We start from the raw sequence: 19,338 nt of genomic DNA, 5'->3' as shown, positions 1-19,338 counted from the left end.
CTATCGAGCGGTCTGGCTACAAAGGAGGCAATGGGAATGCGTATTGGCGCGATAGAAGCGGGAGGCACGAAATTCGTCTGCGGCATTGGCGATGAACATGGAACGATCGAGGATCGCGTAAGTTTTCCGACAGAGCGGCCAGAGCTTACGATGGCGAACGTCATCGAATATTTTCGAGACAAGGGTGTAGAGGCGATTGGCATTGGCTCCTTCGGTCCGATCGATATCGACAAGACGAGTCCGACCTATGGACATGTCACGACGACGCCCAAGCCGGGCTGGTCGGGCTTTGATTTGGTCGGGATGCTAAAGCGGGAGTTCGCGGTCCCATACGGCTGGGATACCGATGTCAACGCGGCGGCGCTCGGCGAAGCGAGATGGGGGGCGGCCAAGGGACTGGACAGCTGCGTCTATTACACGGTCGGAACCGGCGTTGGCGTTGGCGTCTATGCGGAAGGAAAACTTGTGCATGGGCTTGTGCATCCGGAAGGCGGGCATGTCCTCACCCGCAGACATCCCGAGGACGACTTCGCCGGCTGCTGCCCGTACCATGGCGATTGTCTGGAAGGGATGGCGGCAGGTCCGGCGATCGAGCGCCGCTGGAAGGCGAAAGGTAACGAGCTGCCAGCGGACCATCCGGCTTGGGGAATCGAGGCGTTCTATATCGCGCAGGCGGTGACCGGCACGATTCTGCTATTGTCGCCGAAGAAAGTCATTCTAGGCGGCGGGGTCATGCAGCAGCAGCACCTATTCCCGCTTATCCGCGCCGAGGTCAAAAGGAACTTGAACGGTTACGTGAGCGCGGCCGCGATATTGGATCAGATCGATACTTACATTGTACCGCCAGGGCTCGGCAACAACGCGGGCTTGAGCGGTTCGCTGGCGCTTGGGATTGAGGCGCTGAGTGAGGCGCGCGGGTAACTTGGAGCATATCAACATCAGCATCTGACGTCATAATGAAGGACCGTTTAGAAGGGGGCAACCCCTTCTTTTTTTGGTTGAACGTCAAAGGCGAGGACAGTCAGCATTATGGTCTGGACATGATCGTTACGCGCATCGAGCTAGCTGCCATTGTCGCGCTTTCGCACTACGGGAGACCGAGCGCGTCTTCGGGTGTTTGATGATCGTCATTTTTCGAAATTGTGTAATTTCTCTAAACTTTGCCGTCGGACATGCCGATTAAAGCTTTAGGTTATTGACGCATTAAAATATATCCTATAGGATTACTAGTATTAGTATTACATAGAAGCAATGGTATGGGAGGGTTCTAGTATGAACAAGAAGTTTCGGGGGCTGATCGGGCTTATGCTCGCGGCGGTCATTGTCATCTCCGGCTGCGGCCAGCAGAACGGCGGCAACAATGGCAATAAAGGCGGCAGAGGCGAGGCGGCGGCAGGAGCAACGGCGGAAATCGCGAATTTGCCGGCTGCGATCAAAGATAAAGAGATTAAAGTGAAAGTCATTCGCAAAATCGGCGGAGACGATCATACGGTGCAGTTCCTGGCAGGCGCGAAGCAAGAGGGCGAGGCGCTCGGCTTTAAAGTCGATACGTTCGCGGCGAACGGCGACACGGCCAAATTCCTTGATGCGCTGGAGCAAGCGGCGGACAGCGACTATGACGGCGTCATCATCTCGCACGGCGACGACCCGGCGACGGTCGAAGCGGTGAAGAAGCTACGCGAGAAAGGCAAGCAGGTCGTCGCATTCGACTCGAACGCCGATCTGGCGAACGTGGAAGGCGTGACGCTAACGAGCCAGAAGGACGAGGCGCTGGCGCAGTTCGCGCTCGACCAGCTGGTGAAGGAGCAGGGCACGGATGCGAAGATCGTCTACCTGTGGGTAGACGGCTTCCCGCCGATGGTGCGCCGCAATACGGTGTACCAGGACGTGCTCGCCAAGAACCCGGGCATTAAAGAAGTGGAGCGGTTCGGCGTAGCGACGGCGAACACGTCGGTCGAGACGCAGAACGCCGTCACGGCGATGCTGGCGAAGCACCCGAAAGGCGAGATCGACGCCATTTTCGCGACATGGGACGCCTTCGCGACCGGCGCGGCGCGCGCGTTGGTCGAAGCGGGACGCACGGAGATCAAAATTTACGGCATCGACGTCTCCAACGCCGACCTGCAGCTGATGCAAGAAGAGAACAGCCCGTGGGTGTCCACGGCGGCGGTCGATCCGAAGATGATCGGCGCGGTCGACCTGCGCCTGTTGGCGAAGAAGATCGCGGGCGAAGAGACGCCGGCTACTTACGACCTGGAAGCGGCGAACATCGAGCAGGCGAAGCTTGCGGAATCCGCCGAGCCGGTGAACATGGTCTCGCTGGCGGACATTATTCCGGGCTGGGGCCAGTCGACAGCTTTCGAAGAAGACTGGATGAAGGCGCTGAAAGACGCGAACGCCAAGTAATTGAACGATAGGTCCCGGAAGCGGGACTGAACTTAAGAAGCGCTCCTATTCTTCATGGATAGGGGCGCTCTATCCTGTTTATAGGGGAGGGCGAGACAGGTGAAGAAGCAGGCCGCAAGACTTGAGATGAGACGGATTTCGATCGCCTTCCCGGGGGTGCAGGCGCTGAGCGAAGTGGATTTCACGGCCGATGGCGGCCGGGCTCACGCCCTGATCGGGGCGAACGGCGCCGGCAAATCGACGCTAATGAAGGTGCTTGCCGGCGCTTATGGGCATTATACCGGCACGATACGGATAGATGGCGAGGAGGCGGCAATCCGCGAGCCGAAGGACGCGAAGCGGCATGGCGTCCAGATCGTGTATCAAGAGGTGGATACGGCCCTTATTCCCAACTTGACCGTGGCGGAGAATATTATGCTCGAGCGCGTAGTCCACGATATGAAGGGCCGCCAATGGATCAACTGGGGCGAGCTGCACCGGTCGGCGGAGGCCGTGCTTAAGCGGATGAACGTGCAGGTGCCGACACGCAAGCTCGTGCAGGAGCTGACGCTTGCGGAGAAGCAGATGGTGCTGATCGCCCGGTCCATGACGCTGGAATGCCGCTTCCTCGTGCTGGACGAGCCGACCGCGCCGCTGAGCCAAGCCGAGACCGCGCAGCTGTTCAAGCTCGTGAGGTTGTTGAAGTCCGAGGGGGTCGGCGTCATTTTCATCTCCCACCGGCTGCCGGAGCTGTACGAGATCTGCGAGGATATTACGATCATGCGCGACGGGAAGCTCGTCGTGCGCGATGAGATCGCCAATATTCCGCAGCAGCGGGTCGTCGAGCATATGCTCGGGGCGAAGATGGACGGGCAGTTCCCGCAGGTGGCGCGTGCGATCGGGGATGTCGGCTTCGAAGCGAGGAATATCGCGGATCCGGGTAAGGTGAACGGCGTGAGTCTAACGGTTCGATCGGGCGAAATCGTCGGCCTGGCTGGTCTTGTCGGCGCGGGCAAGACCGAGCTATGCCGAGCGCTGTTCGGCGCGTCTTCGTCGGCGACGGGCGACATCTACGTGCGCGGACGGAAGCTGCGGGTCGGTTCGCCTCATGATGCGGTGCGCGGGGGGCTGGCACTCGTGCCGGAGGAACGCCGGCGCGAAGGCGTCTTCGTCGGCGAATCGGTCGGGAACAATCTGACGGCCGCGGTGCTGTCGCGATTGACGTCGGGCGGCACATGGCTGAGCCGTAAGAAGGAGAAGGCCGCGTCGGCGGATATGATCGCCAGCCTGGGCATCAAGACGCCGAGCGAGCGGGCGCTCGTGCGCAACCTCTCCGGCGGCAATCAGCAGAAGGTGGCGATCGGCAAGTGGCTGCTGGCAGATGCCGACGTGTACATATTCGACGAGCCGACCAAAGGGGTGGACGTCGGGGCGAAACGCGACATCTACGAGCTGGTGGCGGGACTTGCGGCACAGGGCAAATGCGTGCTGTACGCGTCCAGCGAGCTGACCGAGATGCTCGGACTGACGGATCGCATGTACGTCATGTACGACGGCGCCATCCGCAAGGAGCTGGTGACGACGGATACAACCGAGGAAGAAATTTTGCTCTACAGCACGGGAGGCATGGCGAGATGAAAACAGCGGATGGGCTTCGCGAAAAACGCGCGTTGGGCGCGGTCGAGTTGTTATACAAATACGGGACGCTCCTTACGATCCTCGTGCTGGTGGCGGTGTTTGGCACAATGGCGGACGGCTTCCTGAACGGGTCTAATATTATCAATATTTTGCGTTCCATCTCCATCGTCACGATTATCGCGATCGGTCTGACGGTCTCGCTCGCCGTCGGCGGCTTCGATCTGTCGGTCGGCTCCGCGGCGACGCTGGCCAACGCGGTCGTCATCTCGATGTTCGTCTGGCACGGGCAGAACCTGTTCGTCGGCATCGCGGTCGCGATCGTCGTCTGTCTCGTGATCGGCCTTCTGAATGCCTTCTTGGTGACCAGCTTCAACATTCAGGACATGCTCATGACGCTCGCGACGATGTTCGTCATTCAAGGCGTGGCGATGACGTATACGAAGGGCGCGACAATCTCGGAGAATATGGTGATGCCAAGCGGCGACTTCGCGACAGGCCTCATTCCGGATGCCTTCTCGAAGCTCGGTTCTGTGCCGTGGATCATCATTATCATGCTGGTCGTCGTCGTGGCGGTGCATATCTTCTTGAACTTCACGAAGCACGGCCGCTACATGTATATGATCGGCGGCAATCCGGAAGCGGCGAAGCTGTCGGGCATCGCGGTGAAACGGTATCGGTTGGCTGCGTATCTGCTCTCCGCGGTGTTCGCGGGCGTTGGGGGCATCGTGCTCGCGGCGCGGGTTATGACGGCGGAAGTGAATGCGGGCGCGCCTTATCTGATGGATGCGGTCGCGGCGGCGTTCATCGGGTTCTCCGTCTTCGGGGCGGGCAAGCCGAACGCCTTCGGCACGTTCGTCGGCGCGGTGCTCATCGGGATTCTATCGAACGGACTGGTCATGTTGTCTGTACCGTATTATGCGATGGACATCGTGAAGGGTTCCGTGCTGGCGTTGGCGCTGGGCATTACGTATTACAAGCGGAAGCACGCTTGATGGAGGGGCCGGCTGCCGAGGAGCAGCCGGCCTTTCGTATGCGGCGGAAGGGTACGTGATCTATCGCGCGATAGCCTAACGGAGTAAATCCATATTGCTAATGTGTGAATTTTGTGATAATTTAGTCTCCAAGTTGATAGCCGTATCATTGAAGAACGGGAGAGTACTCCGCGATGTGCAGTCTTAGCGAGCCGGGTTGGTGGAAGCCGGTACGCACGCCAGGAGGAAGCGGACCCGGGAGATGATTCGCCGACCGCCGCGCCGCGGCCGTAGGCGAATCCGGTCAAGGGCCGTTATCCCGATCGAGCGGCCGTGCCATAGGGAACGGCACTTAGAGTGGCACCGCGGGATCCATCAGGCTCTCGTCTCTTAGGAGACGAGGCCTTTTTTGCGTTTAATCGAACAAGGGGAGTGCGGAGCATGAGGAAGTACAAAGCCATTATTGCGCGGGAAATAACGAATTTGCTCGAAAACGTTGACGCGGCGAATATTGAGGGTTTGATCGAATATCCGCCGAATCCGGAGATGGGGGACCTGTCGCTGCCATGCTTCAAGCTGAGCAAGCTGCTGCGTAAGCCGCCGCAGGCGATCGCCGAGGAGCTGAAATCGCGGATCAATCTAGGCGAGGTCGAACGGATAGAGGCTGTCTCCGGATATTTGAACTTCTACTTGGACAGCGCGCGGTTCGCGGTGTCCGTCATCGGAGAAGCGCTGGCGCAGGGGACGCGGTACGGTTCGCGAAATATTGGTGATGGCGCGAGAGTCGTTATCGACTATTCGTCGCCGAATATCGCCAAGCCATTCCATATCGCCCATCTGCGCTCGACGGTCATTGGCAATGCGCTTTACCGGATCCATAAGTTTCTCGGCTACGATTGCGTAGGCATCAACCATCTTGGCGATTGGGGCACTCAATTCGGCAAGCTGATCGTGGCGTATCGTCTGTGGGGCGATGCGCAGACCGTCGAGCAAGACGGCATTGACGAGCTGCTGCGCCTGTACGTGAAGTTTCATGAAGAGGCCGACGGCAATCCATCGCTGGAAGACGAGGCGAGGAGCTGGTTCGTTCGGATGGAGCAGGGCGACGGGGACGCGCTCGCGCTGTGGCGCTGGTTCGTCGACATCAGCCTGGCGGAGTTCAGGCGGATCTACGAGCTGCTCGGCGTGTTCTTCGATTCATACGCGGGGGAGAGTTTCTATAATGACCGAATGGAAGCGGTCGTCGCTGAGCTGCGAGAGAAGGCGCTGCTGGAAGAGGACGGGGGCGCTTGGCTTGTCCGGCTGGAAGCGTACGACATGCCGCCTGCGCTCATGTTGAAGAAGGACGGCAGCTCGCTCTACCATACGCGCGACATTACAGCAGCGCTGTACCGCAAAGAAGTATACGATTTCTGCAAAGCAATCTATGTGACCGATTACGCGCAGAACTTGCATTTCGCGCAATGGTTCAAGGTCGTCGAGCTGATGGGCCGCGACTGGGCGAAGGACCTCGTGCACGTACCATTCGGACGGGTTAGCCTTGAAGGGGCGAGCTTGTCCACGCGCAGGGGCAATGTGCTGAAGCTTGAGGACGTGCTGAATCAGGCGATCGCCAAGACACGCGAAATTATGGAATCCCGCCCGCAGCCGATCGAGGACCTCGACGCGGCCGCGCGGCAGGTCGGCGTGGGCGCCATTATTTTCAACGACCTTAGCTCCGGCCGGATCAAGGACATCGATTTCAAATGGGAGGATGTGCTCAATTTCGATGGCGAAAGCGGTCCTTACGTGCAGTATACGCATGCGCGTGCGTGCAGCGTGCTGGCGAAGGCGAAGGCCGCGGGGCTCGCGAGCGGGCAAGCCGCGGATGGAGCGGCGCCGATCGGCAGCGAAGGCGGGGATGCCGCGGGTGAGGTAGTGGTGATTGGTCGCGAAGACGGGCGAGCATCCGATACAGCCTCGCTGAACGGGACCGTAGTTAATGGAATCGTAAGCAATGCCGCGTTGACCGGACTGCCGATGAACGACGCGACCGTGCGGTTGGTGAAGGAGCTGTCGCTGTTCGGCGAGAAGGTGGAGCTGGCGATGCACAAGTTAGAGCCGTCCATCGTCGCGCGTTATTTGATCGACTTATCCCAAACGTTCAACCGCTTCTATCACGAATGCCGCATCATGGCGGAGGAGGAGGGGGTGCGGAACGCACGCTTGGCGCTCGTGCGGGCAGTGAAGATCACGCTGGGGAATGGGTTGTCGTTGATCGGTCTGGCGGCGCCGGAGAAGATTTAAGGGGCGAATGGTGAGAAGAGCGTCCAACGGCGAAGAATGAACGGGCATCAGTTAGCAGCGCTGCTTCAATCGAGGAAGGGGGGAGACAGCTTTGGAAATCCCAATTCGCAGTTTGAACACCAATGGCACGCCCCGAATGTTTCATGACTTTCAGATGATCGATAGCATACGAGACTTCAATCTGACCATCGTGCCGGGCACAATATACGGGCTCGTCGGGTCGATCGGTTCAGGAGGATGGCTCCTCAGTTGGCTGCTTGCCGGGCGCGAGCCTATGTTGACGGAGAATTTAAACATCTCATATAGCACAATAGAAGTGAATGGAACACCAGCCGACAATACCATCTTAAAGCGCATGTCGTGTTATATGGGCGAAGGCGTGGCAGAATTTCCTTACCGTAAATTTCGGACGTACCCGAACGCGCTGACGCGGTTGTTAAGGCGCGTGAAGACGGTTGCGGATCAGATCGAGATCGGGCTGGCCCAAAGCGGAAGCAGCCTAACGCTGCGTGACATCGCCGAGTTGTTCGAACTGTCTGGCGCCGAGATGCGCGATCCCGCCAATGGCCGCATCCATCGTCCGCTGGAATTCAACAGCGGGGAACGCTGGCGAGCGTCGCTTGCGATCGGCTATGCGTTTCAGAAAAAACTCTATTGCGCGCCTTGGATCGAATCCTACGGCATCGATTACTTGCTCAGTCCTTATAATCGCAAATTCGTGAAGCTTGTGCGTGAAGCTGGCGCATCGGTCCTCATCCCGGTGAGCAGCGAAGCACATGTGGCAGGAATCGCGGACCGTATCGTGCATATGAAGCCTTGGAAGCCGCTGGATGAAGAAGCAGGAGAAACATAGCCGTAGACGGCGCGTGCCGACTTTATAAGGAACCACCCGCCTAGCATGATGATGAGGCGATAACGTATGACAGCATCGCGCTTCGGTGCAGCTTGGCGGGGGAGTGCATGCAATACAAGCAAGGACATGCCCGCCTGCCATGCGATGTTATCCGCAACAAGCCAAAAGCTGCCGAACCGCATGAAGCGGGCAGGCAGCTTTGGTCCTTTCGTTAAACCGTAACGTGCTCGTTCGTCACGAATTTGACATAGTCCTTCGCGTTCCCCGCTAACTCCGCTTCTGTCACGTGGTCCACGTCGCTAAGCGAGAAGATCGGCAAGTACGAGGCGCCGACATAGTGGGCGGTCGCTTCGAACGGGCGGAGCAGCTCGCGCAGCGTGAAGCGGTTCGCTCCGTCTGCCGCATAACCCGATGCCGGTCCATGCGTGGAGACGGCCACGCCGAACTGCTTGCCTTTCAGCTTGCCGCCGTCCGTTCCGTATGCCCAGCCGTAGAGGAACACTTCGTCGAGCCATTGCTTGAGGAGCGGCGGCGAGCTGTACCAGTAGAGCGGGAATTGGAAGACGATGCGGTCGTGCGCCTCCAGCAGCTGTTGTTCGCGGGCAACATCGATCGTCCGGTCGGGATAAACCTCGTACAGCTTATGCACCGTCACGCTGATCGGCTGCTGTTCGAGCGCTTCGGTCCAGGTACGGTTAATGCGGGAGTCGGCCAAATTCGGGTGAACGACCACGACTAATGTTTTCATCTTGCATCATCTCCTGTATCGGGTTTGTTTTTCTGTTATTACGATACAATAGATGCTGAAAATAAGTAAGTACGCACTTATCGGTGCAATACTTACCGATTGGAAAGTATATCCTCGCGCTCCTGAAGTCTAAAATGCTCGCCCCATTCGTTCAAATGCTCCAAGATGGGGACTAACCCATCGCCCAGCCCAGTCAGTTCATATTCGACCTTCGGCGGAACGACAGGATACACATAGCGCTGCACGATGCCGATCTCCTCCAGCTCGCGCAGCTGTTGGGCAAGCATTTTGTGCGTGATGCCCGGAATGGACGCCTTCAGCTCGCCATATCGCTTCTTGCCGTTCTTGAGCTTCCAAATGATCGTCATCTTCCACCGGCCGGATAACAGCGCGATCGATAACTCGGTCGCGCAGGGGAAGGTTTTGCCGTTGAAGCCATATTGGGCGTTCGGGTCGGACATGTCCGTTCACTTCCTTTTCGAAGAGGTGCAGCGTGCTTTAGGTGAAGTATAGGCGCTTTGGTAAGCAATGTAAATCCGCCTCAGTACGCGAAAATATCCCGGCTATCGCGTAAATCGCGCTATAATAGGGGCTGTGTGTTGGATAACGTGGAAGGCGGCTTCAGACATGAGGCTTCTGAGGGCTGTCCGCTGGGGAGGAAACGGGAATGAGAGGCTTTGCGATATTGCTCGGCTTTTGGCTGGCGGGGGAAGGCATCGTGTACGCGACGGGCGCGCCGCTGCCGGGGCAGGTCGTCGGCATGCTGCTGCTCTTGATCGCGCTGCTGCGCGGCTGGGTGAAGGAGGCTTGGATCAAGGATGCGGCGGATTTGCTATTTTCGCGGATGATGCTGTTCTTCGCCCCGGTCATCGCCGGGGTGATGATGTATATCCCCATCATTCGGGCGCATTGGCTGCCCGTAGCGGGCGCGGTGCTCCTCGGCACGCTCGGCGTACTGGCGGCTACCGGCGGCGCGGTGACGGTCATGACCTCGCGCAGGCGGAACCGGGCGCGGCAGGAGGATTACCATGTGGGGGCATGAATTATGGGCGAAGCCGGTGTTCGGCGTGGCGCTGACGATCGGCATTTTCGAGCTGTCGTATTATATGTCCGGCAAATACCGGCGCATTCATCCGCTGCTGCTCTGCTCCGCGCTGCTGATCGCGATCCTGTCGCTGCTCGATATCCCGTACGAGGATTACAATAACGGCGGACAATGGATTACGTTCCTGCTCGGACCGGCGACCGTGGCGCTTGCGCTGCCGCTGTACCGCAACTGGCAGCGCATTATGGCGGAGTGGAAGATGCTGCTCTTCGGCGTCGTATTCGGCGCCGTCGTTAGCTTGGCAGCGAATGCAGGGATCGTCTTCCTGCTGGGCGGCGATAGGGCGCTGGCCGCGGCGATGATGCCCAAATCGGCGACGACCCCGATCGCCATCGAGCTCGTTCGGCTGTACGGAGGCGTCCCCGAGCTGGGGGCGGTATTCACCGTGCTGACCGGCTTGTTCGGCAGTCTCGTCGGCGTCTCGTTCCTCCGGCTCATCGGCATTCGCGGGGACAAGGCGATCGGGCTTGCGGTCGGCACCGCGGCGCACGGCATCGGCACGGCCAAGGTCATGCGGGACTCCGAGACGCAGGGCGCGTATTCGGGCCTTGCGATGGGGCTGATGGGCGTCGTGTTGACGCTCCTGTCGGTGCCGCTGACGTTATGGTTCTTCTAGGCGGCGCGGGAAGCAGGAGCAGGGGGGAGCAGGGGCAATGGCAGGCTGGAGCCGATGATGGCGCGCGTTTCGAGACGAGTGCGACGAACATGCAGCTATGACGGACCGTACATGACTTTGCAAGGAGATTAAGAATATGATGAAACCTTACAATCGTCTGCTCAGATGGTCGCTTCGGCTTGTGATCGCCGCAGTAGTCGCCTTGCTCGGCTTCTCCACCTATGCGGCATTCGCAATTTGGACGTATGGGGAAAAGAATCAAATGGTCCGTTCGGATGCGGCAGTCGTGCTTGGCGCTGCCGCGTGGGGCGACGAGCCGTCACCGGTGCTCAGGGAGCGGGTCAACCATGCGGTCCGTCTGTACAAGGAAGGCTATGCGAAGCTGCTGATCTTGACCGGCGGTCGGGCGGATGCGGGCAATCAGGCGGAATCCGAAGTGGCGCGCAGCTACGCGATTGGGCAAGGAGTCCCTTCGTCGGCGATCCGTATCGAGACCAAGTCGACCATTACGGAGCAAAATATGTCCTACGCGTACGAGATCGGCGTTCAGGAAGGGGTGCGCGTGTGGACGATCGTCAGCGATCCGCTGCATATGAAGCGCGCGATGGTCATGGCCAAGCATGCGGGCATGGAAGAGGCGTACGCCTCGCCAACGCAAACGTCGGCTTACCGAACGACGAAGAGCAAGCTGCCCTTCCTGCTGCGCGAAACGTTCTACTATACCGGCTACTGGATCACGCTTCCGGTTAGGCGAGCGCTGGGAGACGGGCTATGAAATCGGAGCGAGGCGGTTGTTCCGGCGCGTGAACGAGACTAATGGGAACAACTGTCCAGGTGCGGCGACCTCACAACGCCAAATAAGAAACGCGCGTACCGATTTAACGGCACGCGCGTTTTTCGTTTTTTTCCGAGAGGAGGAACCTGTTGCTGATGTTTTTGACGGTAGACGTTGGACGATCGACGGTATGCAGCGGTCCCCCTTACGCGCCCGCGGGCACCCGAATGACGACGCGCGTCCCTTCCCCGGGGGCGCTGTAGATGTCCAGTCCGTACCGCTCTCCGAAATAGTAGCGAATTCGGTCATGCACGTTTTTGATCCCGATATGATCCATGTCGAGCGTATCGGACGGGGCCGCCAGCCGGCTGCGAATCGCCGCCAGCCGCTCTTCGTCCATCCCGGCTCCGTCGTCGCGGACGACGATGCGCATGAGCGTGCCTTCGACCTCAGTCGATACCGTCAGCTGTCCGCTGCCGCGGCGTCGCTCCAATCCGTGCACGATCGCGTTCTCGATGATCGGCTGCAGCGCAAAATGCAGCACCGGCGTCTGCTCCGTCCCGGGGGCGAGCTCCTCCTCGTACCGGAGCTTGTCGCCGAAACGCATCTGCTGCACCTTGATGTACAGCCGGATGGTGGCCAGCTCCTCGTTCAGCGGCACGACCTCCTTGCCGGTCTGGATATGGCTGCGGAACAGCCGGCCGAGCAGCCCGACCATCTCGCCGATATCCCGCTGGCCGGCGATGACCGCTTTCATCTGGATCGATTCGAGCGCATTGGCGAGAAAATGCGGGTTGATCTGGCTTTTGAGCGCGCCGTACTGGGCCATCCGCTGCTGCGCCAAGGTCATGGACGAACGCTCGATATGCGCCTTGAGGTCCTCGGTCATTTTGCGGACGCCGTTGTACAATACGCCGAATTCGTCCGTGCGATCGGTCTTCAGCTGGACGTCCAGATTGCCGAGGCCGACTGCCCGGACTTGACGGCTGAGCAGGATGATCGGCTTGGTCACCCGCACCGACAGCAGGAACAGGAACAGCAGCGCGACGCCGAGCGAGCAGAACGCGAAGACGAGCAGGATCAGCCGCAGCCGCTCCGCGTCCTTGGTCATCTCGCGCTCCTCGATGTATTGAATAACCCTCCAGCCGGAATACGGCGACGTGACGAAATTGAAGAAGGAACGCTCGCCGCCGAAGGGCGCGTAGAAGCTACCGGTCTCGCTTCCCTTCACCTGCGCGAGTATCGTGGCGTCCGCAGCGTATCTTCCCCCCGTCTTATCCGTTCCCGACGCATACACGTAGCTGCCCTTGTTGTCTACGATAAGGAAATTGTGATTGCGGTTCTCCGACAGCGCGAGAATCTCCTGCAAGGAGTCGAGCCGGATATCGACGAGCATGACGCCTAGCGGCTGCTTCGTGCCGGTCTTGTTAATGACGCGCGCGATGGAGATGACCTGTTGGCGTTCATCTTCCGCGGTGCGGCGGAACGGCGTATGCGTGCCGAAAATGACGATTCTCCCCTTGGCCGCGAGCGTCTGCTTGTACCAGGTTTCGTTCGTGAAATTCGTCTCCTCGTAGCTGGAGCGATCGAAGTTGGCGGAGTAGAACACCCGGCCGGCGGAATAAATTTGCACGCTGTCGACGTTCTTGATCGTCATCTCGATCGTGCTGACGAACTGCTCGATGACTTCGCCGTACTGCAGACTTTGGCTGACGTCGACCTCCGGATGGAGCAGCCAGCTCTCGAGCGAGTCTTGCAGCCGGTTGTCCAATTGGGCGGTCAGCGTGCCTTTCTCGATGCTCTGCAAATATTGGTCGATGTTGAACGAGAGGTTGTTGAGAATGAGCGTCGCGCTATTCTGGTACTCGCTCTTGACCGCCTGCAGCGTGAACAGATAGATAACGCCGGACATGAGCGCAAGCGGGAGCGTAATGACGACGATCGTCAGCACGAAAATTTGCCGGTTGACACGCTTGAACCGAAACGGGCGGAGCAGCAGCTGGAGCAGCCCCCTCATGACCCGATCCCCAGCTGTTTCCGATAGTCGGTCGGCGTCATGCCGGCAATACCGCGGAACGTCTTCACGAAATGCTTGTAGCTCTTGTACCCGCACATTGCGCACACGTCGGTAATGAACAAGTTCGGGTCCTTGAGGCATTCCTGCGCGTAACGGATGCGGATCTCGGCGACGAAGACGAGGTAATTCTTGTTCAGCTTCGTCTTGAACAGGCGGCTGAGGTACGACGGATTATAGAAGAAGCGGTCGGCCACCATCTGGAGCGTGATCTCCCGGTCGATATGCTGCCGGACGAACTGCTCGATCTGCGCGAACACGCGCGCGTCCGCGCCGACGGCTTGCGCTTCGGGCCCGGATGGGTTCGCCGCGATCAGCCGGTCCGTCCAGTCGGCGAGCCAGGCGAACATATCCCTGGCTGTGGCGAAATCGTCCGCGAACGCAAGCGTCAGCATTTTGCCGCTGGCGAACTGCTCTACGGCGATGCCGTGCTGGTGGGCATGACGAAGCGTCAGGCTGACCAACTCTTGGAGCGAAGCAAGCCAGCGGTCCGGCGACGTATTGTCCGGCAGCTGCCTGGAGGCTTCCGCCAGTCCCATGAGGAGCTCGCGCGCGGCTGCTGCGTCTCCTTGGCGCAGATGCGCCTGCAGCAGCTCCTTGTCCCGCGGAGCAAGCGGCGTCGGTTGCGTCTCGGGCGAAGGCGGCGCAACCGCCGAAGTCGCGCGGAACAGATAAACGTCAGGCTGCCAGTAGCGCCTGTAGAGCGCAAGCTCCGTTTGCGCGAACGATTGGAGAAGCTCCGCCGTCGTTGCGACGAGGCCGCTTGCGGCGATGTAGACCGCTTCGGCGCGAACGCGGTTAAGCGAGGCTAGCGCCGCTGCCGCATCCGCGAACGCAAGGTTCGGGGAGTTAGGATGCTTCGCATCCTGGCGGCCGAGGTTGGCTGTCTCGGCTTCCGTATCGAATAACGCCAGGACGAACAGCTTGCCCCCGCGGATGTAAGCGAGGAACTGAACGCCTTCCGCCGTACCGAGCAGCCGGTTGGCATGGTCGGCGATGAACCGTTCGGCGGCGGCTGTCCATTCGTCATCAGGTGAGGGCAATGTGCCGCTCGGCGGCGGCGCGGTCGCCACAAGAGTCGCATACCGTCGGCTACGACCGTCTGCCGGGTCGGGGAGACCAATGGATAGCAGCGCCGGAGTCGGATCGAAGCCGGGCTCCTCAAGCAGCCGCTTCACGACCAGACTTTCCTGCGCGCGCCGCCGTTCCAGCCGGAGCAGTTCCGCTCCCTTAATTAGAAGCTCCTCCGTTTGGCGCTGATGCAGTTTGGCGAGGGCGGCCTTCACGGTGGCGAGGCTGTCTTCGTATTCAAGCGGCTTGAGCAGGTAAGCCTGAATATTGCCGAGCCGGATCGCTTTTTGGGCATATTCGAAATCGTTGTAGCCCGTCAAAATGACGAACACCGCCGAAGGCAGCTGCGGCCGCAGCCGTTCGATCATCGTCAGTCCGTCCATCTCGGGCATGCGGATGTCGGTAATGACGAGGTCCGGCGTCTCGCGCAGCGCGAGCCGTTCGCCCTGCGCGCCGTCCTCCGCCTCTATTATGTGCGTCACGCCAAGCTCGCTCCATGGGAAGTAATGCTTCAAGCCTTCGCGGATGAGCGGCTCGTCTTCGACAATCATCAGTGTGTACATGGTGCGCGCCCCCAGTTGAATGATTGGCGCTCCCGAAGCGGAAGCGCTGTCTATTACGACTATTATACCGGAGACAATCTGCCATCATGGTAGATCAATCGCTATTTTTCGCCTCAGATCGGCAACAGGTCAAAAATGGACCTTCAAAGTAAAAGGACGGGGATTCATCGGAGGGCGACTTTGATCTAAGATTAGGTACAAGAGATGAGATGGCCAATCATTTCGACATATGAATCGCTGGGGGGATCAGCAGTGGCAGCAAGAAAGAGAAGAATCGCGTCTTTCATCGCCATCTCGCTCATGACGATGGTCATGGCGGCTTGCAGTTCGAACAATGGCGGCACGAACAACGGCGCCGGTGGGCAGGATAACGCCGCAGGCAACAACAAGGCGGGCAATGCGGCTAACACGGCAGGCGAGGCGAGCAAGCCGGAGCCCGAGCAGGCGAAGCCGGTGGAGATTACGTGGTGGAATTTCCCGACCTACCAACCGGTGGACGGCGAAGTGGGCAAGTACGAGAAACAGCTGATCGAGGCGTTCAACGCGAAATATCCCGACATCAAGGTCAACCTGGAGATGATCACCTTCGACGGCGGTCCGCAGAAGCTGAACGTCGCCATCGCGACGAACTCCGCGCCAGACGTTATCTATGACGCGCCAGGCCGAATTATCGACTGGGCGAAGAAGGATTTGCTGGCGTCGCTGGACGACATGGTGACGGATGAAGTGCGCGGCGACATCGCGGAGGCGTTCTGGAAGCAATCGATGGTCGGCGGCAAGACGTACATGTATCCGATCAACACCGCGCCGTTCATGATGGCCGTTAACAAAACCGTGTTCGAGAAGATCGGCGCGCTGGATCTGCTGCCGCTTGATCGGCCGGACCGCACGTGGACGTTCGACGAATACAAGAAGGCGCTCCAGGCGGTGAAGGACAAGGCGCCGGACGTCATTCCATCCGGCTTCTACGCCAAGAGCCAAGCCGGCGACCAAGGCACGCGCGCCTATCTGGCGAACCTCGGCGTCTCCCGGTTCCTGAACGAGGACAACAGCGCGGTCGCGATCAACACGGACAACGCGGCCGCGGCGCTGGACTGGCTTGCGCAAGCGTCGAAGGAGAAGCTCATCGTAAGCGGCGCCGCCTCGCTTGCCGCTGGCGACGTGAACGACCTGTTCCTCCAGGGCAAGCTCGCCTTCAGCATCAACTATTCCGCAGTGCTGCGCGCGCAGAACGCGCCGCTGAAGAAAGCTCAGTTCGAGGACGTGCTGCTGCCGTTCCCGACGCTCGACGGTTCGAAGCCGAAGCTGGAGCCGTACTTGGGCGGCATGGCCATCTTCAATAACGACGACGAGGCCAAAATCGCGGCCTCTAAGAAGTTGATCGACTTCATCGCGAACGATCCGGAGTGGGGCAAGAAAAGCCTGATTCAGACCGGCGGCTTGTCCGTCCGGAACTCCATCACCGGCTTATACGACGATCCGGAGTACGCCTACTCCGAGCTGGCCCGCCAGTTCATCACCGATCCGCCGACGATCGCGGACGGCTACGCGGAGATTCGCACGTTCTGGTTCCCGGAATTGCAGCGCGCCATTCTCGGTCAAGCGACCGGCAAAGAAGCGCTGGACGGCTTCGCCGAGAAGGCGAATGCCGCGATCGCCAAGGCGAAGGCATCCGTCGCCAAGTAAGACGCGGAAGCGAAGCCGGCTTGCCGCGGCGAGCTAAGGCGCGGCGGTTGGCTACCCGCCAGCCGCCGAGCGCCCTTCGCTTCCCAAGCGGCGCTCATCAAACATCATAAGCAAGGCATAGGGCAGCGCGCCAAGCGGTGGGCTGCTCTTTGTCATACGCAAAAAGGGGTGGAATTTCGTGGCTGGAGCGGTTCTCAGGCGAAAACGGTATATTTGGCGCGAATGGCTGACGAGTTATTTGTTCTTGCTGCCGGCGCTGGGGTTCTTCCTGTTGTTCGTCGCGTTCCCGATGCTCAAGGGCATCTACATCAGCTTTTTCGACTACACGCTGCGGGATTTCGAGTTCGTCGGCCTGCGCAATTTCAACGTCCTGCTGCATGACGACGTGTTCGCCAAATCGATGTGGAACACGATGCTGATCGTGCTCGTCGCGGTCCCCGCCGTCGTGCTGTTCTCGATCTTCGTGGCGATGACGATCTACAAGAAGTCGGAGATGCAGCGGTCGTTTTTCCGGGGCGTGTTCTACTTGCCGGCCGTCTCCTCGGTCGTCAGCATCACCGTCGTGTGGGCGTCCATCTACCATCCGAATTACGGCATTCTCAACTACATCACGAGCTTGTTCGGGGCGGAGCCGATCGGCTGGCTGGGGGATACGCGCACGGCGCTGCTGGCAATCATCCTCGTGCTCATTACGACCTCGGTCGGACAGCCGATCATCCTGTACGTCGCGTCGCTGGGCAATATTCCGGCCTCGTACATCGAAGCGGCGCAGATCGACCGGGCGAGCGCGGGGCAGATTTTCCGCAAAATCATCTGGCCGATGCTCATGCCCACCAACCTGTACATCATCGTCATCACGACGATCAATACGTTCCAGGTGTTCGCGATCATCCAGTTGCTTACCTCCGGCGGTCCGATGTACGCGACCTCGACGGTCATGTATGGCGTCTACGAGCAGGCGTTCATGCTCGGCAGCTTCGGCCTCGCGTCGGCGATGGGCGTCGTGCTGGCGATCGTGATCGGCATCATCTCGGTTATTCAGTTCAAATATTTGGGCAGCGACGTGGAGTATTGATTCCAGATATTCGGCTAAAGCGATAAGTTCGCGCTCGCGTGCGCAGCAGACAGCAAGTCAGGAGGGACATCACAATGAGTGCATTAATGGAAGTCCGGCATGGCGGGGAACGGGAAGGAGCAGCGGCCGAGCGGCGAAAACGAAGTCAACTTGGCTTCGGCAAAATCGCGGCCAATGTACTGCTCGTCATCAGCGCGCTGCTGTTCATCTTCCCGTTCTACTGGATCGTTACCGGCGCCTTCAAGGTACAGAACGTCGCGGTCGCCATTCCGCCGGAGTGGATTCCGCTCGAGCCGACGCTGGATAATTTCCGGGTGCTGTTCAACAACCCGGTGTGGAAATGGGGTTTCAACAGCTTCTTCGTGGCCACCAGCGAGATGGTTGGCGTCTGTCTCACCGCCTCGATGGCGGGGTACGTGCTGGCGAAGAAGCAGTTCCCGGGACGCAAACTCATCTTTATTCTGTTCGTCTCGGCGATGGCGCTGCCCAAGCAGGTCATCTTGGTGCCGCTGTTCACGATGTTGGCCGATTTCGGCTGGATCGATACGTATCAAGGTCTGATTTTGCCGGCGCTCGGCTGGCCGTTCGGGGTGTTTCTGATGAAGCAGTTCGCGCAGACGATTCCGGGCGAGCTGATCGAGGCGGCCAAGATCGACGGCTGCTCGGAGCTGCGGCTGTTCTACGGCATCATTATGCCGCTGCTGAAGCCGGCGCTCGGGGCGCTCGCCATTTTCACGTTCATCAACGCGTGGAACGACTACTTCAGCCAGCTGATCATTACGCGGTCGACGTCGATGATGACGCTGCCGCTGGGGCTGGCGACCTTGCAGGGCGAGTACACGACGCCATACGGCGTGCTGATGGCGGGCGCGGCGCTCGCTTCGCTGCCGATGATCCTGATCTTCCTGCTATTCCAGAAGGCATTCACGCAGGGCATCACGATGGGGGCGGTCAAAGGGTAGCGGCGGTAAGGCGGCGCGCGGTGGGCTGTGGCCGACTATTGCCGGTGGCCGAGGTGGAATGGCGCGCAATAGTAGGCTAAGGACTGACTATTGGAGATAGTGTGGCCGGCAAGCCCGCAATAGTGACTCCCAGCGCGCTAACGTCCGCGAAAGCGGAGTGCCAGCTCGCAATAGTGACTCCCAGCGCGCTAACGTCCGCGAAAGCGGAGTGCCAGCCCGCGATAGTGACTCCAAGCGCGCTAACGTCCGCGATAGCGGCGAGTCCGCCCGCAATAGTGACTCCCAGCGCGCTAACGTCCGCGAAAGCGGAGTGCCAGCTCGCAATAGTGACTCCCAGCGCGCTAACGTCCGCGAAAGCGGAGTGCCAGCCCGCAATAGTGACTTCCAGCGTGCTAACGTCCGCGAAAGCGGAGTGCCAGCCCGCAATAGTGACTTCCAGCGCGCTAAAATCCGTCAAGTCCGCCGCGACCCTCCCCACATCCTCCCTTACCCGCGGCGAAAGGAGGTGAGTATTCGTATTCGCGCACGTC

The 19,338-nt window shown here is 59.6% G+C and carries 17 protein-coding genes and 1 other annotated feature; of the genes, 12 read left to right on the top strand and 5 right to left on the bottom strand.

Annotation, left to right across the window (positions count from 1 at the left end; all coding sequences use genetic code 11):
* The first annotated feature begins 36 nt into the window (after positions 1 to 36).
* From ACFFSY_RS25795 to ACFFSY_RS25770, 6 genes are all read left to right on the top strand, one after another.
* Positions 37 to 921 carry an ROK family protein gene (locus tag ACFFSY_RS25795; RefSeq protein WP_377499576.1) on the top strand — a complete coding sequence of 295 codons (885 nt, stop codon included), beginning with the start codon at positions 37 to 39 and terminating at the stop codon, positions 919 to 921.
* A gap of 351 nt (positions 922 to 1,272) precedes the next feature.
* Positions 1,273 to 2,406, top strand: coding sequence for a sugar ABC transporter substrate-binding protein (locus ACFFSY_RS25790; protein ID WP_377499574.1), 1,134 nt, complete (start codon positions 1,273 to 1,275; stop codon positions 2,404 to 2,406).
* Between the two features lie 126 nt (positions 2,407 to 2,532).
* Entirely contained in the window at positions 2,533 to 4,023 is a 1,491-nt protein-coding gene (locus ACFFSY_RS25785; RefSeq protein ID WP_377499789.1) for a sugar ABC transporter ATP-binding protein, read from the top strand.
* On the top strand, positions 4,020 to 5,015 hold the full coding sequence (locus tag ACFFSY_RS25780; protein WP_377499572.1) for an ABC transporter permease: 996 nt from the start codon (positions 4,020 to 4,022) through the stop codon (positions 5,013 to 5,015). The genes ACFFSY_RS25785 and ACFFSY_RS25780 overlap by 4 nt, the downstream gene beginning before the upstream one ends.
* 142 nt (positions 5,016 to 5,157) lie before the next feature.
* Positions 5,158 to 5,388: a binding site (T-box leader), on the top strand.
* Positions 5,389 to 5,435: 47 nt separating this feature from the next.
* A complete protein-coding gene (gene argS / locus ACFFSY_RS25775; RefSeq protein ID WP_377499570.1) occupies positions 5,436 to 7,280 on the top strand; it encodes an arginine--tRNA ligase in 1,845 nt (614 codons plus the stop codon).
* A 91-nt stretch (positions 7,281 to 7,371) separates the two neighbouring features.
* Positions 7,372 to 8,133: an ABC transporter ATP-binding protein gene (locus tag ACFFSY_RS25770; RefSeq protein ID WP_377499568.1), complete on the top strand. Its 762-nt coding sequence runs from the start codon at positions 7,372 to 7,374 to the stop codon at positions 8,131 to 8,133.
* A gap of 211 nt (positions 8,134 to 8,344) precedes the next feature.
* Here ACFFSY_RS25770 and ACFFSY_RS25765 read toward each other — a convergent pair whose 3' ends face one another.
* Both ACFFSY_RS25765 and ACFFSY_RS25760 read right to left on the bottom strand, forming a co-directional pair.
* Positions 8,345 to 8,881, bottom strand: coding sequence for an NAD(P)H-dependent oxidoreductase (locus tag ACFFSY_RS25765; protein ID WP_377499566.1), 537 nt, complete (start codon positions 8,879 to 8,881; stop codon positions 8,345 to 8,347).
* A 92-nt stretch (positions 8,882 to 8,973) separates the two neighbouring features.
* Positions 8,974 to 9,342, bottom strand: a complete 369-nt coding sequence (locus tag ACFFSY_RS25760; protein WP_377499564.1) for a winged helix-turn-helix transcriptional regulator — start codon at positions 9,340 to 9,342, stop codon at positions 8,974 to 8,976.
* Between the two features lie 206 nt (positions 9,343 to 9,548).
* Between ACFFSY_RS25760 and ACFFSY_RS25755 the strand changes: the two genes are divergently transcribed.
* The 3 genes from ACFFSY_RS25755 to ACFFSY_RS25745 all read left to right on the top strand — a co-directional run bounded on the left by ACFFSY_RS25755 (position 9,549) and on the right by ACFFSY_RS25745 (position 11,377).
* Complete coding sequence (locus ACFFSY_RS25755) at positions 9,549 to 9,923, top strand: CidA/LrgA family protein (RefSeq protein ID WP_377499562.1); 375 nt, start codon at positions 9,549 to 9,551, stop codon at positions 9,921 to 9,923.
* A complete protein-coding gene (locus tag ACFFSY_RS25750; protein WP_377499560.1) occupies positions 9,910 to 10,602 on the top strand; it encodes an LrgB family protein in 693 nt (230 codons plus the stop codon). The genes ACFFSY_RS25755 and ACFFSY_RS25750 overlap by 14 nt, the downstream gene beginning before the upstream one ends.
* Before the next feature lie 136 nt (positions 10,603 to 10,738).
* The gene (locus ACFFSY_RS25745; protein WP_377499558.1) at positions 10,739 to 11,377 is read left to right on the top strand and encodes a YdcF family protein; all 639 of its coding nucleotides are present in this window, start codon (positions 10,739 to 10,741) and stop codon (positions 11,375 to 11,377) included.
* A 205-nt stretch (positions 11,378 to 11,582) separates the two neighbouring features.
* Here the strand turns inward: ACFFSY_RS25745 and ACFFSY_RS25740 are convergent, their stop codons facing one another.
* Both ACFFSY_RS25740 and ACFFSY_RS25735 read right to left on the bottom strand, forming a co-directional pair.
* Positions 11,583 to 13,394 carry a cache domain-containing sensor histidine kinase gene (locus ACFFSY_RS25740; RefSeq protein ID WP_377499556.1) on the bottom strand — a complete coding sequence of 604 codons (1,812 nt, stop codon included), beginning with the start codon at positions 13,392 to 13,394 and terminating at the stop codon, positions 11,583 to 11,585.
* Positions 13,391 to 15,085 (bottom strand): response regulator transcription factor, encoded by a 1,695-nt coding sequence (locus tag ACFFSY_RS25735; RefSeq protein ID WP_377499554.1) that lies wholly within the window; start codon positions 15,083 to 15,085, stop codon positions 13,391 to 13,393. The genes ACFFSY_RS25740 and ACFFSY_RS25735 overlap by 4 nt, the downstream gene beginning before the upstream one ends.
* Before the next feature lie 252 nt (positions 15,086 to 15,337).
* On the opposite strand from ACFFSY_RS25735, the gene ACFFSY_RS25730 reads away from it, so the two are divergent.
* From ACFFSY_RS25730 to ACFFSY_RS25720, 3 genes are all read left to right on the top strand, one after another.
* Entirely contained in the window at positions 15,338 to 16,771 is a 1,434-nt protein-coding gene (locus tag ACFFSY_RS25730; RefSeq protein ID WP_377499552.1) for an extracellular solute-binding protein, read from the top strand.
* A gap of 178 nt (positions 16,772 to 16,949) precedes the next feature.
* The gene (locus ACFFSY_RS25725) at positions 16,950 to 17,846 is read left to right on the top strand and encodes a carbohydrate ABC transporter permease (protein ID WP_377499550.1); all 897 of its coding nucleotides are present in this window, start codon (positions 16,950 to 16,952) and stop codon (positions 17,844 to 17,846) included.
* A 74-nt stretch (positions 17,847 to 17,920) separates the two neighbouring features.
* The gene (locus tag ACFFSY_RS25720; RefSeq protein ID WP_377499548.1) at positions 17,921 to 18,808 is read left to right on the top strand and encodes a carbohydrate ABC transporter permease; all 888 of its coding nucleotides are present in this window, start codon (positions 17,921 to 17,923) and stop codon (positions 18,806 to 18,808) included.
* A gap of 76 nt (positions 18,809 to 18,884) precedes the next feature.
* Here ACFFSY_RS25720 and ACFFSY_RS25715 read toward each other — a convergent pair whose 3' ends face one another.
* Complete coding sequence (locus ACFFSY_RS25715) at positions 18,885 to 19,265, bottom strand: hypothetical protein (protein WP_377499546.1); 381 nt, start codon at positions 19,263 to 19,265, stop codon at positions 18,885 to 18,887.
* Positions 19,266 to 19,338 lie beyond the last annotated feature (73 nt).

Origin of the sequence: Paenibacillus aurantiacus (genome assembly GCF_042431225.1) — a bacterium.
GTDB classification, from domain to species: domain Bacteria; phylum Bacillota; class Bacilli; order Paenibacillales; family Paenibacillaceae; genus Paenibacillus_Z; species Paenibacillus_Z aurantiacus.
Note: the sequence above shows the minus strand (reverse complement) of the source record. Positions and strands in the feature narration are given on the sequence as shown.

Coding starts and splice junctions, on each gene's coding strand:
- ACFFSY_RS25780 (WP_377499572.1), top strand. CDS start 4,020: ATGAAAACAGCGGATGGGCTTCGCGAAAAACGCGCGTTGGGCGCGGTC.
- ACFFSY_RS25765 (WP_377499566.1), bottom strand. CDS start 8,881: ATGAAAACATTAGTCGTGGTCGTTCACCCGAATTTGGCCGACTCCCGC.
- ACFFSY_RS25720 (WP_377499548.1), top strand. CDS start 17,921: ATGAGTGCATTAATGGAAGTCCGGCATGGCGGGGAACGGGAAGGAGCA.
- ACFFSY_RS25745 (WP_377499558.1), top strand. CDS start 10,739: ATGATGAAACCTTACAATCGTCTGCTCAGATGGTCGCTTCGGCTTGTG.
- ACFFSY_RS25795 (WP_377499576.1), top strand. CDS start 37: ATGCGTATTGGCGCGATAGAAGCGGGAGGCACGAAATTCGTCTGCGGC.
- ACFFSY_RS25740 (WP_377499556.1), bottom strand. CDS start 13,394: ATGAGGGGGCTGCTCCAGCTGCTGCTCCGCCCGTTTCGGTTCAAGCGT.
- ACFFSY_RS25755 (WP_377499562.1), top strand. CDS start 9,549: ATGAGAGGCTTTGCGATATTGCTCGGCTTTTGGCTGGCGGGGGAAGGC.
- ACFFSY_RS25785 (WP_377499789.1), top strand. CDS start 2,533: ATGAGACGGATTTCGATCGCCTTCCCGGGGGTGCAGGCGCTGAGCGAA.
- ACFFSY_RS25735 (WP_377499554.1), bottom strand. CDS start 15,085: ATGTACACACTGATGATTGTCGAAGACGAGCCGCTCATCCGCGAAGGC.
- ACFFSY_RS25790 (WP_377499574.1), top strand. CDS start 1,273: ATGAACAAGAAGTTTCGGGGGCTGATCGGGCTTATGCTCGCGGCGGTC.
- ACFFSY_RS25750 (WP_377499560.1), top strand. CDS start 9,910: ATGTGGGGGCATGAATTATGGGCGAAGCCGGTGTTCGGCGTGGCGCTG.
- argS (WP_377499570.1), top strand. CDS start 5,436: ATGAGGAAGTACAAAGCCATTATTGCGCGGGAAATAACGAATTTGCTC.
- ACFFSY_RS25760 (WP_377499564.1), bottom strand. CDS start 9,342: ATGTCCGACCCGAACGCCCAATATGGCTTCAACGGCAAAACCTTCCCC.